A 13245-nucleotide genomic window follows, 5' to 3' on the forward strand; every position below is an offset into this window, starting at 1 on the left:
AAAGAATCCTAAGCATAATAAGCTGCCAGGTGTTCCCCAAGTAATTTGATCTAGCATTTTTATCCCCTCCCGATTTATCATTATATAGCATTTATTGGGAATTATCAATTTTTTCCTTTTCAAATACATTCTGTTATTGTTATAAAACGTTTTTATTTTATATGATATAGTAACAATAAAGGGGGCTTTCAAATGGAAATCATTCACGAAAGAGCACAGTTACGGTTAATAGATAGTGATGATGTCGAAACTTTGTTTTCGATTGTAGAAGGAAATCGTGATATTTGGGCGTATTTAATCTCTAAAATGGATAGTGTTCAAGATATGCAGCAATACGTGCAAAAAGCGATAAAGGGTTACGGAAGGGGTAATGAAATACCTTTCGTTGTAGTGGATCAACAGACGAATACGATTGTAGGAAGTACACGTTTATATAATATTTCAGTAGAAGATAAAACAGTCGAATTAGGACAAACGTGGTATCATCCAAGTGTGCAACGTACGAGTATCAATACAGAGTGTAAGTATATGCTTCTCCAGTATGCTTTTGAAAAACTGCATATGCTGAGAGTGCAAATTAAGACAGATGCAAGAAATGAAAAAGCGCAACGAGCAATTGAGCGATTAGGAGCAGTTAAAGAGGGGATGCTTAGAAATGAAAGAAAATTGCCAAGTGGTCATGTGAGAGATGCAGTTGTGTATAGTATGATCGCAAGTGAATGGCCAGTTGTGAAAGCACGTTTATTAGAAAAATTAGAATTGTATAAAGAAAAGTTATAATTCGTGTTTTGAAAGGTATATTGTTCGTGATGTATGAAAAGTATACCTTTTTTCTTACAAAATGCTACTTTATTTTAATTCCTTTTGTTTCATCGTTCCCTTCTGAGAAAAAATTCGTTACAATGTAGTTGTATGGTAATAAACTTATGAATGTAAAACATGTAATGAAAACCGCAAATAAAAATGAATTGATAATCCTCAATTTTAAATGAAAACCCTTTTATACATAAATAACAAGTAAAGTTCCTTCTTTTAAATAAACTCAAACAAAACGATTTGATATAAATGTTTTTTTATAGAAGTATGGATGATGTACGGAGGCAATTACAAATGAAAGAAAATAAGAAGAGTAAGAAAAGACGAATCTTTCAAGTATTTTTACTAATGATTTGTTCTGCTATTTTATATGTAAGTTATGCAGCTTACGATATTTGGAGTTATCGTTTTAAAACAAATGATGGCGTGAAAACGGATGCTGGTATCGTACTAGGAGCAGCTTCTTGGAACGGAAAACCATCTCCTGTATTTAAAGAAAGAATTAATCATGCGATTTCTTTATATAAGAACGGAGACATTAAAAAGATTATTTTTACAGGTGGTACAAAGTTCGAGGCAGAACTTGAGGAAGCGCGTACTGCAAGAGTATATGCAATGAAACAAGGTGTAAAAGACGAAGATATTTTAATTGAAACAAAATCCCTTTTCACTGAGGAAAACTTAAAGAATGCGAAGGAAGTTGGACTAGAGAACGGAATACGCACATACACGATTGTAAGTGATCCACTTCATATGAAACGCGCAATGAGAATCGCAAAACATATTAATATTGAAGCGTATGCTTCACCAACGCCGACATCAGCATATAAAACGTTAGACACAGAAATTCCATTCTTCTTTAAAGAATTATTCTCGTATATTGGATATGTAACCTCTTTGCCATTAAAGGCATTGAAGGGAGACTAATATAAGAAAAGAACCTATCCTTAAATAGGAACTTTTCTTATTAGTCAAAAACATTGTATTTTTATCGGAATAGTGAAACAATAGAGAGGTAGCTTCATATAATCATAATGAAAAAGTGAGCGGTTGATGAATCGAACATAAAGGAGATTATAGTATGGCACTCTCATTTGTTGAAACAGAAGAACAATCTTTCATTATTGAACAAATAAATAAATTGATTCCGAAGTTCATGGAAAGGGAGCATCAACTAAGTGAATTAGGATCATTTCCGTATGAAAATATAAGTGATTTGAAAGATATCGGATATACGAAATTAACGTTACCGAAGGAATTTGGCGGTAGTGCGATTTCTCTATATGACTTCGTTTTATTTCAAGAGAAAATCGCGGAAGGCTGTGGGGCCACGGCATTATCGATTGGCTGGCATCTTGGTATTGTGAAAGAGTTAGCGGAAAATCGCTCTTGGAATGATGAGATGTTCGAATGGTTTTGCGAAGAAGTGCGTAACGGTGCACTCTTTAACCGTGCAGCAACAGAGCCAAAAACAGGGAGTCCGACGCGTGGTGGTAAACCAGAAACGATAGCGGTTCAACAAGGCGAGAAGTGGGTTATAAATGGAAGAAAAACTTTTACAACGATGGCGCCAATACTTGATTATTTTATTATTTCAGCAAGTATGGAAGGCCGCGAAGAAGTTGGTGAGTTTGTCATTCCAAGAAATACGCTCGGTGTATCCATTGAAGAAACGTGGGATAGCGTTGCGATGCGAGGGACTGCTAGTCATGACCTTGTCTTACAAAATGTAGAGATAGAAAGTCGCTTTTTTACGAATGTATTGGGCGGGAAAGTAAAACAAAAGGGTATTGGCTGGTTGCTACATATACCAGCATGTTATTTAGGAATTGCACAAGCAGCAAGAAATTATGCAGTTCAGTTTGCGGGATCATACAAGCCAAATAGTTTAAATCATTCTATTAGTTTATTGCCGAATGTTAGAAGATTAGTTGGAGAATTAGAACTTGAGCTTATGCAAGCTCGCGTCTTTTTATATCAAATTGCGAAAAAGTACGATGAGGCAGAGGATAAACTATCATTGCAAGCGGAATTAGCAGCAGTGAAATATGCTGTAACAAATGCGGCAATATCTATTGTAGATAAAGCAATGCGCATCGTAGGAGCAAAAAGTTTATCAGAAAAAAATCCGCTTCATCGTTACTATTTAAACGTCAGAGCAGGATTGCACAATCCGCCGATGGATGATGCAACACTGTCTATATTAGCGGATGCGGCGTTTCGGTCGTAGTTTTTTTAACTTACATTTTATTGTTTATGGACAATATAGTTGTTTTGAAAGCACGTGTTTGATTACTAATCAAACACGTGCTTTTTATGTGTACGACGTACCAAATTGAGATGTAGATTTTTGATATAAATAATTATCATGATTTTGTAAGTGTTCCTTGATGGAAAAACATTTGCCATTTTCCATCTATCAGTTTCCAAATAGAACTTCGCAAAGTATTCTGCATTCTAGTATCATCTCTTACAAGATATGTTGCCAACACAGTATCCTTCGATAAAGAGTATATTTCAAAGTTAGAAAGAGTCATTTCCCTCACACTAAGTCCGTCTCCACCAACAGATTCCTTCTTATACCAAACGTTTCCCGAACTTCCAAATTCAAAAAAGTCGTCTGCAAGTAATTTGTCCAGTTCTGCTGGATTTGTACGAGTTTTAGGTTCTAATAGTTTTTCCTCCAGTTCACATAGATGCTTTTTTAATTCAGAGTATTTTTTCATGTGATCATCCCCATACATTAATTATCGTACACAACTAAACTGCTCTTTTTAACTAACGAAAAGGATTTCGACTAGTTAGATAATTTGTTGCGTATTATTATAATGCCAGTATAGAAGTGTTGTAAACATTTGTCGTATCTAATCCCAAATTAAAGGTCTTTCCAAGTTTATCATTCGTAAATATTGTAAAAATTGCCCTGCATGAACCGCATCATGATAGGCAATTCGTAATAGCATGTCGCCTAAATATCTTTGATAGCCAACATCGCTTCTATCAATAAGGGTTGAATCTAGCTCGGCTATGCTTATTGATTGTACATATTCTATAAAGTCAGTAAAGTATACTTGTGCCCATTCAATTTCTTTTTTTACACAAGTAATTGGCTCGTCATCATACGGGAAATGTATATTATGTATTGAGCCGTTGTTTTTTAAAATCATATGATAGTAAAAAGTTGAGCTCCATACGTGACGAATCATTTCACCAAAGGACATAGCCTCATGATCAGGTTTCCAATTAAGAAAATTATCAGGAAGAGAATTCCATAATTTTTCTGAGCGCCTTCTCGTTTCTTTCAAATTTAATATACTAAGATCAATTGCATTCATAATACATTCTCCTTTACTATTAAACTTAAAATAATTGTATCAGTTTAATAGTTAGGGTATCATCGAAATATGAATGTATATCCGAATATCTCATATATAGCTAAACTAATTGCTGAACCTACAAGAGCAATTATCTTAGATTGTTTAATGAATAGTCAGGCACTACCTGCTAGCGAATTAGCTTATATGGCAAAGGTGTCACATCCAACGATTAGTTCTCATCTTTCTAAATTAGTAGAGGGGAATCTACTTACAGTTGAACAACATGGTAGACATCGTTACTATCGACTTGCTAATCAAGAGGTAGCAGAGGTTCTTGAAAAGTTAGGAACAATCGCACCAACAGTTCAAGTTCGTTCTTTAAAACAATCGAATCAACTAAAACAAGTACGTTATGCTCGAACTTGTTATGATCATCTTGCAGGCAGACTCGGTGTAGAGATAACCGAAAAATTATTAGATAAGGAATTTATTATTTTAGAGAAAGGAGAATACATTGTAACGGAACGAGGCAAGCAGTGGTTTCTGAATTTTGGAATAAATATTGAAACGGCAGATATAAAGAGGAGAATATTTGCAAAACCTTGTCTTGATTGGAGTGAACGACGCTACCATATTTCTGGTTGGTTAGGATCTGCAATAGCAAAACTGTTTTTTGAACAGGAATGGATTACAAAAACGGATAAGAGTCGGGCTGTCCATCTTACCCAAAAAGGTATGAAGTTCTTGAAAGACCAATTAGGCATGGATATGGACAATAAAACAGTCCATCAAAATGCAGTGCCTCCTGTCGAGTAAACGGCATGAAATAACCTGAGTTCTATATTTATATAGACTCAGGTTATTTCATTTCTTTTAAAATTTTTGAGGATATTTGCGCAAGGAAACTTTAAACCCATTTGCTTTACGGAAAGAGGTTAAATGAAAACATAGTAGTTGAAGCAATTCTATTAAATTAGTAATCATATTACTTAAAAATGAAGCGTAAGAATATAGTAAATGAAGGGAGATATAAAATGAATAAAGTGAAACTGAAAGTATTAAATGTAAGATATGTAGTGATATGTATTTTATTCACTATTATATGTATCCTCACTTCATTCGTCATTTCTAGTAATTCTAGCGTATTTAAGTCATATTATATGAATCAGCTATTAGGAACGAATTCTACTAAAGGTCTTATGTATATGATAGGAAGTGAAAATCGTTATTTTGCAGAAGAATTTCATAAAGAAAAAGGACGAGCGTCTTTGGAATCTTTTTTACTTTCACTTTCTACAAACATTAATGTAAATGACCTCCGCAGTTTATTAACTCGAGAACTTCCTAATATGAATCAATTTTATTCGGAAATATTAATTGCTGGGGAAGGAACAGATTATACGAACATTCCGGAAGAATCCAGTATTCCTTTAGATAATATTAAAGATAAAGGTACTGCTATTGAACACCCAAAGAGTGGGAAAGAAAACAATTCTACTGGTGAAAATTCAAATACACAAAATAACGGTGAAAATAAAGTTTTTATTTATCATACACATAGTTGGGAAGCGTTTATTCCTCTTATCCCAGGAGCTTCAATACCTGATGATGCTTCCAGTACAAATAATGAAGTGAATATTACGTTTGTTGGAAACTATTTAAAACAAAAGTTAGAAGAAAAAGGAATAGGTGTTTCACATGATACGACAAATATGAGGGATTTTCTACGAAATAAAAATTTAAATTGGGCCCAATCTTATAAAGGGTCCCGTCAAATATTACAAGATAAATTGGCACAAGATAAAAATATTATGTTTCCAATGGACCTTCATAGAGATGATGCACGAAAAAATATTACAACAAAAAATATTAACGGAAAAAATTATGCTCGGCTTTATTTTATTTTAGGGCGAGAGAATCCTAACTTTGAAAAAAATAAAAAAATAGTAACGGCAATCAATTCATATTTAGATGAAAAGTATTACGGTTTAAGCCGAGGAATTTTTATTAAAGATCGTAAAAGCGGAAACGGAGTATATAATCAAGACCTTTCTCCAAATGCATTATTGATTGAAATGGGAGGGGTAGATAATACACCAGAAGAATTGTATGCGTCAGTTGACGCATTAGTAGAAGCATTTAGCCACTATTATAATGGAGTAACTAAGAAAAATAATTAAAGTAAAAAGGAGTGATACCCAGTCAGAAGTGCTAGGGGATTACTCCTTTTTTGTAGAATATAAAATTATCAATAGATGTTAGTAGTAAAAAAATCTTTCTTTTCATTCTTCTTTTTACAGTTTTATAGGAGAAAGCTAGGTTTCTTATTTTTACTAATGTTATAATAAGAAAAAAGCACGAAAAGAGGTCATCTCATGCTAGAGGTTATTGCAACATGTTTAGAAGATGTGAAACGAATTGAACGAGCTGGCGGGAAGCGAATTGAATTAATTACATCTTATACAGAAGGCGGTTTAACGCCGAGTTATGCATTGATAAAAAAAGCGGTAGAAGCAGTACAAATACCGATTCACGTTATGATTCGTCCGCATGCGAAATCTTTTACATATACGGAAGAAGAAATTGAAATGATGAAGGAAGATATTATCATCGCGCAGAAGTTAGGTGTAGCTGGTGTTGTGTTAGGCGTATTAAACGAACAAAATGAAGTGGATGAAGAGAAGTTAGCGGATTTACTATCTGTTGTAGATGGAATAAATGTAACGTACCACCGTGCGATAGATGACATAGAAAATCCAGTAGAAGCGATGAAAACTTTAAAGAAGTTTCATAAAGTGACTCACGTTTTAACTTCAGGTGGACAAGGAAATATAGTAGATAATATTCCGGTACTTGCAGAAATGCAAAAGGTAAGCGATGGCCAAATCCAGCTTGTAGTTGGAGCTGGCGTGACGAAAGAAAATATAAAGCGATTGTTAGATGAAACTGGAATTACGCAAGCGCATGTCGGCACAGCGGTAAGAGAAGGGAAATCATGTTTTTCTGAAATTGATCTTAATTTAGTACAAGAATTAGTTCAAATCATACAATAAACACGTAAGAAAGAGGAGAAACGATGAAGGAAAATACGAAGAAAGAATTATTCTCATGGGCGAAAACGATAGGATTTACTCTTGTATTAATTGCTATTATTCGCGGTGTTTTATTTACACCTTCATTAGTACAAGGTGAATCGATGATGCCTACTTTAGAAAATAACGAGCGAGTTCTTGTGAATAAGATTGGTTATAGTATAAGTGGATTAGATCGCTTTGACATTATCGTGTTCCACGGTAAAGAAGGATACGATTTAGTAAAACGAGTAATTGGTGTACCAGGCGATACAGTTGAGTATAAAAACGATGTTTTATATGTAAATGGAAAAGCGATGGAAGAACCATATTTAAAAGAGTTTAAAGAAAAAGCAGCAGGCCGTGTATTAACTCCAGACTTTACGTTAGAACAAATCACAGGAAAAACGAAAGTGCCAGAGGGCCAAGTGTTTGTTTTAGGAGATAACCGTGAAGTTTCAAAAGACGGTCGTATGTTCGGATTTATTTCAGAAGATGAGATTGTCGGAAAAGGACAAGCTGTTTTCTGGCCATTGAAACAAGTAAGAGCGTTATAAAGCATATATGGGAGAAATATTCTTCCGGTGGATTTAAATCACATTTTTTGTAAAACTGAATGTTCATTTAAGAAAGACAGAGGTCATTTTGATTATTATTTTTCAAAATGGCCTCTGTTTATTTGAAGATAGTATTGCAAGGAGGGAATTTAAATGATAATGAAAGAAACAGAAGTTATCTTAAACAGGAAAGGAGCCAGGAAAGTAAACGAAATTCCTAAAGAGGTCTTACAATTACTACAGCAAGGGAAAGTAGAAAGTGTAAATCTAACAGAATGGCTAGCTATAAATCATATTGAACTACTTAAAAATGTCTTACCTTCAATAGGACTCAAGGATAGCTTGGAATGTATAGAAGCTGAATTAGAAAAACGGAACGTTGAAACAGGAATGAAAGTCATACGAATAACAGGAACTTTATTGGATGAAATTATACTCAAAGAGTATGAAGGAAACAAGGAAGACATACTGTTAAAATTATCTAATCATATTTCAGATAGTGTACGATGTTGGGCAGCATTTATGAATAAAAAATCAAATAACACATTAAAAGATACATTAACTTACATTCGACCTTTTGCGGCGGATCATCATTTTGGTGTTCGAGAAATTGCTTGGATGTCTATTAGAGAAGATCTTTCACAAAATATAGAAGAAAGTGTGGAATTGTTAGTAGAATGGGCAAAAAGTGAGGATGAGAATATTCGTAGATTCTCTGTAGAATCCATTCGTCCTCGAGGTGTATGGAGTAAACATATTGAAGTATTAAAACAAGAACCTGAAAAAGCACTTCCCATTCTTAATTTACTTAAATCAGATCCATCAAAATATGTACAAGATTCGGTTGGAAACTGGTTAAATGATGCAAGTAAAACGAAACCGGATTGGGTAATGAACCTGTGTGAAGAATGGGAAAAGGATACTGACATAAAATCAACGAGTAGAATTATTAAAAAAGCTAAAAGAACGATTTTGAAAAAGAAGTAATATGTAACTAATAGACTTGTTAGTTATAAGAAGGAACAATCAATCGTGTTAAAAAAGAATATTTCGAATAACTAGGAGAAGAGCATGTATTGATCAATACATGCTCTTTATATTTTCTTTTATATTAGTGTTATGAATGAAAGTTGACCAAATTTCATTTCAAATCTAAACTCCCGTACTTTTTATTGAAACTTTTATTCTAATAGTTTTGTGGCAACATGTACTTTGGAAAGTGAACCGTCTCTATTTCTAAAAATAATTTTATATTCACCTTCAGGAAGCCAATCACTCCAATATAAATTACATTCACTAATAGTTCGTTCTTTACGTGTTAAAGTTCTGTCAATCATCCAAGAGCCTTTCATTCTATGTAAATCACATATTATTTGTGTTTTTTTAATAGCGGACAAAATATATCAGATTATGTATTTGAAAAAAATATTGATAGAATTGAAAGAATATTTTATAATTTTAAATTATATGTTTGTTTCGAAAAATGGAATTTAAGTTCCGAAATTCGGAACAAGAGGGAGATAGAATGAGTATAAATAAAACAGCAGTTAAGACAATGGATATTTTAGAGTTGTTTTATGAACATGAAGAGCTAAGTTTAACAGAGATGGTTCAGCTTACGAGTATGCCGAAAACATCTGTTTATCGTTTAATTGGCTCGTTAGAAGAAATGGAGTTATTACAAAAAAATGAAAAGGGGAAATATCGTCTAGGAGTCGTTTTTTTACGATTTGGACAACTTGTTTCACAAAGGTTATCCGTAAGAAATATTGCGATTCCCTATATGAAAGAGCTTAGAGATAGTTTAGGGCAGGCAGTTAATTTAATTATTCAAGATGGTAATGATGCGATTTATGTGGAAAAGATGGAAGGGGCTCAGCCTGTACGCGTGTATACAGCGGTTGGTAGAAGAGCTCCACTTTATGCGGGTGCATGTCCGAGAATTTTACTATCGTATTTCTCTGAGGAAGAGAAGCAGAAATACGTAGAGGAAACGGATTTAAAACAGTTTGCGGATGGAACCATTGTGGATAAGGAACAATTGCTAGAAGTGTTACAAATGGCGAAAAAGGAAGGACACACAATTAGCTACTCTGAGTTAGAAAATCATACAGCCGCTATAGCAGCGCCCATTTTTGCAAGTGATGGAACGGTTGTAGCGGGGATTAGTATTTCGGGATTAGCAATTGAGTACAGCGAAAGTAACATTTCATATTTTATTGCGAAGGTGAAAGAAACAGCACATCGCATTTCGAAAGAACTCGGCTTTTTGGCATAGAAAGAGGGAGTGGGATGAAATTTTCTGCGTTAGGGGATCAAGCAATTATTGTTACATTTGGTGAAGAAATTGAGATGGAGACATACGAAAAAGTGCAGCGATTATATCAAGCGTTGAGGCGGCACCCATTTACAGGAATGGTTGAGTGTGTGCCGTCTTTCACTTCATTAGCGGTCTACTACAATGTATACGAAGTATGGAAGCGAAATGGGAGAAGTGAAGGGGCATATCATCACGTTTGCCGGTATATAAAGGAGCTTTGTAATTCGTATCAAGAAGAATTAAATCAGGATGTGAAACATATTTCTATACCTGTTTGCTACGGGGGAGAATATGGACCTGATTTAGAAGAGGTTGCACATTGTAGAGGATTACGAGCGGAGGATGTTATTCGTATACATAGTGAAACAACATATTTTGTATATATGTTAGGTTTTACACCAGGATTCCCGTATTTAGGAGGACTATCAAAAGAACTAGAAACACCTAGAAAAGAAACGCCACGGTTACAAATACCTCCTGGTTCGGTGGGTATTGGCGGAAATCAAACAGGTATATATCCGCTTGAAACGCCGGGTGGATGGAATATTATTGGCCGAACTCCGATCTCCTTATTTAATCCAGAAGAAGAAACACCAACCTATATTCAAAGCGGTATGTATTTACGATTTATCCCAATAACGAAGGAAGAGTACGTATCACTTGAGGGGGCTAAAAAATGGATGTAGAAGTTTTACATGCAGGGATGTTTACAACAGTCCAAGATTTAGGGCGATCCCATTATCAACAATACGGTGTACCAGTTGGCGGGGCCATGGATCAAAATGCACTTCGGATGATCAATATGTTGGTCGGTAATGAAGAGAATGAAGCAGGACTTGAAATGACAATTATGGGACCTAAATTGTTAATAAAGAAAACGACTTTACTTGCGATTGGCGGAGCAGATATGGAACCGTTACTGAATGGGGAGCGTATTCCATTATGGCGTCCCATTTTAGCGGAAGAAGGTAGCATGCTTTGCCTCGGAAAAGTGAAAAGTGGTTGCAGAGCGTATGTGACTTTTGCAGGTGGTATACATATTGATCGCATAATGGGAAGCAAAAGTACTTACATACGTGCTGCGATTGGTGGTATAGAAGGAAGGATGCTGAAAAAAGGAGATTATTTTCAAATTGGTACGCACTCAGAATTAGCGAGTTGTTTCATTCAAGACTTACAAAAAGATGAGCGAATCAAAACAAAATGGGTAATTAGCAGCAGTGTACTGCCAAAGTATAAGAAATATCCTAAGCTTCGCGTTATAACTGATTTTGAATATGATCAATTTACAGAAGAAAGTATAAGGGCATTTTTTACGAAAGAGTATAAAGTATCTAATTACGCTGACCGTATGGGCTATAGAGTTGAGGGAGAAGTTTTAAATAGAGTGGAAGAAAAAGAGATTTTATCGAGTCCAGTTACATTTGGGACCATTCAAGTTCCAAATGGTGGACAGCCAATTATATTAATGGCAGATAGGCAAACGACAGGTGGCTATCCGAGAATAGGAAATATTATTTCAGTAGATTTACCACTTCTTGCACAGTTAAAACCGGGGGACTACGTTTCATTTGAGAGAATTACGCTTGAAGAAGCGGAACAATTGTATATAGAACAAGAAATCAATATGAATCTATTAAAGAAATTCATCGCTTTACGAAGCTGACATTAGGAGGGTAACATCGTGACGACAATCGATTTAAACTGTGATTTAGGAGAAAGTTTTGGAGCTTATAAAATGGGGAATGATGATGAAATTCTTCCGTTCGTTTCCTCTATAAACGTTGCTTGTGGTTTTCATGCAGGTGATCCGACTGTAATGAGGAAAACGGTCGAAAAGGCACTGCAGCATAACGTAGTAATTGGCGCGCATCCTGGTTTTCCTGATTTAATTGGATTTGGAAGAAGAAATATGAACGTTTCACCAAATGAAGTATACGACTATGTATTGTATCAAATCGGTGCATTAGACGCTTTTGTGAAAGCTGCAGGCGGGAAAATGCATCATGTAAAACCACACGGTGCTCTATATAATATGGCGGCGACTAATCCGGAAATTGCAGATGCAATCGCAAAGGCAATTAATCATAGTAATCCAAGTCTATTACTTTACGGATTAGCAAATAGTGAGGCGTTTATACAGGCTGCGGAAAAATACAATATAACTCTCGTCCAAGAAGCTTTTGCAGATCGCACGTATAAGCAAGATGGAACGCTAACGAGCCGGACAGAAGAAAATGCACTTATAAAAAATGAAGACGAAGCGATAAAGCAAGTGCTTCAAATGGTGAAAGAAGGCTATGTAAAAGCGGTGAATGGAGAGAAAGTAGCAGTTCAAGCACAAACAATTTGTTTACATGGTGATGGAGAAAAAGCAGTCCAATTTGCGAAAAAAATATACAGAACATTCGAACTTAATAGTATTTCTATTTGTGCACTGAAATAAAAAATAGGGGGAAGTGCTGGAATGATTAAATTAATCGGGATATTACTTGTTGCAGTGGGCTTTTTATTTAGATTAAATACACTTTTAGTAGTTATGGTTGCAGGTATTGTTACGGGTATGGTTTCAGGATTAAGCTTTTATGATGTCATTAGCATGTTCGGTAAATTTTTCATAGAAAATAGATATATGTCTATGCCAATTATATTAACTTTACCAGTAATCGGAATTTTAGAGCGTTACGGTTTAAAAGAAAGAGCAGAAGCACTTATAACGAAATCAAAGGGAGCAACAACTGGAAGAGTGTTAATGTCATATTTTACGATAAGAGAATCATCAGCAGCACTTGGACTGAACATTGGTGGTCATGCGCAAACAGTAAGACCGCTCGTTGCACCGATGGCAGAAGGGGCTGCGCAAGGGAAATACGGTAAGCTCCCTGAAAAGTTAAGAGAAAAAATTAAAGCGAATGCAGCAGCGGCGGAAAATACAGCTTGGTTTTTCGGAGAGGATATATTTATCGCGACAGGTGCGATTTTATTAATGAAAGGATTCTTCGATTCAGTAGGTATGCATGTCGGTGTGTGGGATATGGCGCTTTGGGGCATTCCAACTGCAATATCAGCGCTTATTGTGAGCTGGATCAGATTTAGAAGATTTGATAAATATATAGAGAAAACGATGACATCAAAAGAAAAAGAAGAGAAGGAGGCAATATAAA

The 13245-nt window shown here is 35.1% G+C and carries 15 protein-coding genes and 1 pseudogene; 13 read left to right on the forward strand and 3 right to left on the reverse strand.

Going from position 1 to position 13245, the window contains the following annotated elements; all coding sequences use genetic code 11:
* Positions 1-192: 192 nt before the first annotated feature.
* From ACXVYO_RS11085 to ACXVYO_RS11095, 3 genes are all read left to right on the forward strand, one after another.
* Entirely contained in the window at positions 193-780 is a 588-nt protein-coding gene (locus ACXVYO_RS11085; protein WP_458467021.1) for a GNAT family N-acetyltransferase, read from the forward strand.
* A gap of 330 nt (positions 781-1110) precedes the next feature.
* Entirely contained in the window at positions 1111-1743 is a 633-nt protein-coding gene (locus ACXVYO_RS11090) for a YdcF family protein (protein WP_063260365.1), read from the forward strand.
* A gap of 154 nt (positions 1744-1897) precedes the next feature.
* Entirely contained in the window at positions 1898-3046 is a 1149-nt protein-coding gene (locus tag ACXVYO_RS11095) for an acyl-CoA dehydrogenase family protein (protein WP_458467022.1), read from the forward strand.
* 136 nt (positions 3047-3182) lie between these two features.
* On the opposite strand, the gene ACXVYO_RS11100 is transcribed toward ACXVYO_RS11095, so the two are convergent.
* Positions 3183-3542, reverse strand: a complete 360-nt coding sequence (locus tag ACXVYO_RS11100; RefSeq protein WP_458467023.1) for a nuclear transport factor 2 family protein — start codon at positions 3540-3542, stop codon at positions 3183-3185.
* 138 nt (positions 3543-3680) lie between these two features.
* Positions 3681-4151, reverse strand: coding sequence for a DinB family protein (locus ACXVYO_RS11105; RefSeq protein ID WP_458467025.1), 471 nt, complete (start codon positions 4149-4151; stop codon positions 3681-3683).
* A 69-nt stretch (positions 4152-4220) separates the two neighbouring features.
* On the opposite strand from ACXVYO_RS11105, the gene ACXVYO_RS11110 reads away from it, so the two are divergent.
* From ACXVYO_RS11110 to ACXVYO_RS11130, 5 genes are all read left to right on the forward strand, one after another.
* A complete protein-coding gene (locus ACXVYO_RS11110) occupies positions 4221-4949 on the forward strand; it encodes an ArsR/SmtB family transcription factor (RefSeq protein WP_458467026.1) in 729 nt (242 codons plus the stop codon).
* 218 nt (positions 4950-5167) lie between these two features.
* Positions 5168-6313, forward strand: a complete 1146-nt coding sequence (locus ACXVYO_RS11115) for a stage II sporulation protein P (RefSeq protein WP_458467027.1) — start codon at positions 5168-5170, stop codon at positions 6311-6313.
* A 195-nt stretch (positions 6314-6508) separates the two neighbouring features.
* The gene (locus tag ACXVYO_RS11120; RefSeq protein WP_458467028.1) at positions 6509-7186 is read left to right on the forward strand and encodes a copper homeostasis protein CutC; all 678 of its coding nucleotides are present in this window, start codon (positions 6509-6511) and stop codon (positions 7184-7186) included.
* A gap of 23 nt (positions 7187-7209) precedes the next feature.
* Entirely contained in the window at positions 7210-7761 is a 552-nt protein-coding gene (lepB, locus tag ACXVYO_RS11125) for a signal peptidase I (protein ID WP_000662492.1), read from the forward strand.
* A 153-nt stretch (positions 7762-7914) separates the two neighbouring features.
* A complete protein-coding gene (locus ACXVYO_RS11130; protein ID WP_458467029.1) occupies positions 7915-8748 on the forward strand; it encodes a DNA alkylation repair protein in 834 nt (277 codons plus the stop codon).
* Between the two features lie 194 nt (positions 8749-8942).
* Here ACXVYO_RS11130 and ACXVYO_RS11135 read toward each other — a convergent pair.
* Positions 8943-9122 (reverse strand): annotated as a pseudogene (locus ACXVYO_RS11135) (hypothetical protein); the annotation flags it as partial.
* 164 nt (positions 9123-9286) lie between these two features.
* On the opposite strand from ACXVYO_RS11135, the gene ACXVYO_RS11140 reads away from it, so the two are divergent.
* Genes ACXVYO_RS11140 through ACXVYO_RS11160 form a run of 5 tightly spaced genes read left to right on the forward strand, consistent with a single transcriptional unit; the run spans position 9287 to position 13244 of the window.
* Positions 9287-10039 carry an IclR family transcriptional regulator gene (locus tag ACXVYO_RS11140; protein ID WP_458467030.1) on the forward strand — a complete coding sequence of 251 codons (753 nt, stop codon included), beginning with the start codon at positions 9287-9289 and terminating at the stop codon, positions 10037-10039.
* Between the two features lie 14 nt (positions 10040-10053).
* Complete coding sequence (pxpB, locus tag ACXVYO_RS11145; protein WP_458467031.1) at positions 10054-10767, forward strand: 5-oxoprolinase subunit PxpB; 714 nt, start codon at positions 10054-10056, stop codon at positions 10765-10767.
* The gene (locus tag ACXVYO_RS11150) at positions 10758-11747 is read left to right on the forward strand and encodes a 5-oxoprolinase subunit C family protein (protein ID WP_458467032.1); all 990 of its coding nucleotides are present in this window, start codon (positions 10758-10760) and stop codon (positions 11745-11747) included. Before pxpB ends, ACXVYO_RS11150 begins: the two co-directional genes overlap by 10 nt.
* A gap of 18 nt (positions 11748-11765) precedes the next feature.
* Positions 11766-12527 carry a 5-oxoprolinase subunit PxpA gene (gene pxpA, locus ACXVYO_RS11155; protein ID WP_458467033.1) on the forward strand — a complete coding sequence of 254 codons (762 nt, stop codon included), beginning with the start codon at positions 11766-11768 and terminating at the stop codon, positions 12525-12527.
* 21 nt (positions 12528-12548) lie between these two features.
* The gene (locus tag ACXVYO_RS11160; RefSeq protein WP_061676954.1) at positions 12549-13244 is read left to right on the forward strand and encodes a DUF969 domain-containing protein; all 696 of its coding nucleotides are present in this window, start codon (positions 12549-12551) and stop codon (positions 13242-13244) included.
* The last annotated feature ends 1 nt before the right edge of the window (position 13245 follow it).

It is taken from the genome of Bacillus sp. BC08 (assembly GCF_054326875.1).

What these genes read in the sequence shown, in the direction of transcription:
- ACXVYO_RS11085 (WP_458467021.1), top strand. Translation starts at nt 193, where the DNA reads ATGGAAATCATTCACGAAAGAGCACAGTTACGGTTAATAGATAGTGAT.
- ACXVYO_RS11120 (WP_458467028.1), top strand. Translation starts at nt 6,509, where the DNA reads ATGCTAGAGGTTATTGCAACATGTTTAGAAGATGTGAAACGAATTGAA.
- ACXVYO_RS11115 (WP_458467027.1), top strand. Translation starts at nt 5,168, where the DNA reads ATGAATAAAGTGAAACTGAAAGTATTAAATGTAAGATATGTAGTGATA.
- ACXVYO_RS11090 (WP_063260365.1), top strand. Translation starts at nt 1,111, where the DNA reads ATGAAAGAAAATAAGAAGAGTAAGAAAAGACGAATCTTTCAAGTATTT.
- ACXVYO_RS11100 (WP_458467023.1), bottom strand. Translation starts at nt 3,542, where the DNA reads ATGAAAAAATACTCTGAATTAAAAAAGCATCTATGTGAACTGGAGGAA.
- ACXVYO_RS11110 (WP_458467026.1), top strand. Translation starts at nt 4,221, where the DNA reads ATGAATGTATATCCGAATATCTCATATATAGCTAAACTAATTGCTGAA.
- ACXVYO_RS11160 (WP_061676954.1), top strand. Translation starts at nt 12,549, where the DNA reads ATGATTAAATTAATCGGGATATTACTTGTTGCAGTGGGCTTTTTATTT.
- pxpB (WP_458467031.1), top strand. Translation starts at nt 10,054, where the DNA reads ATGAAATTTTCTGCGTTAGGGGATCAAGCAATTATTGTTACATTTGGT.
- ACXVYO_RS11095 (WP_458467022.1), top strand. Translation starts at nt 1,898, where the DNA reads ATGGCACTCTCATTTGTTGAAACAGAAGAACAATCTTTCATTATTGAA.
- ACXVYO_RS11105 (WP_458467025.1), bottom strand. Translation starts at nt 4,151, where the DNA reads ATGAATGCAATTGATCTTAGTATATTAAATTTGAAAGAAACGAGAAGG.
- ACXVYO_RS11140 (WP_458467030.1), top strand. Translation starts at nt 9,287, where the DNA reads ATGAGTATAAATAAAACAGCAGTTAAGACAATGGATATTTTAGAGTTG.
- ACXVYO_RS11130 (WP_458467029.1), top strand. Translation starts at nt 7,915, where the DNA reads ATGATAATGAAAGAAACAGAAGTTATCTTAAACAGGAAAGGAGCCAGG.
- lepB (WP_000662492.1), top strand. Translation starts at nt 7,210, where the DNA reads ATGAAGGAAAATACGAAGAAAGAATTATTCTCATGGGCGAAAACGATA.
- ACXVYO_RS11150 (WP_458467032.1), top strand. Translation starts at nt 10,758, where the DNA reads ATGGATGTAGAAGTTTTACATGCAGGGATGTTTACAACAGTCCAAGAT.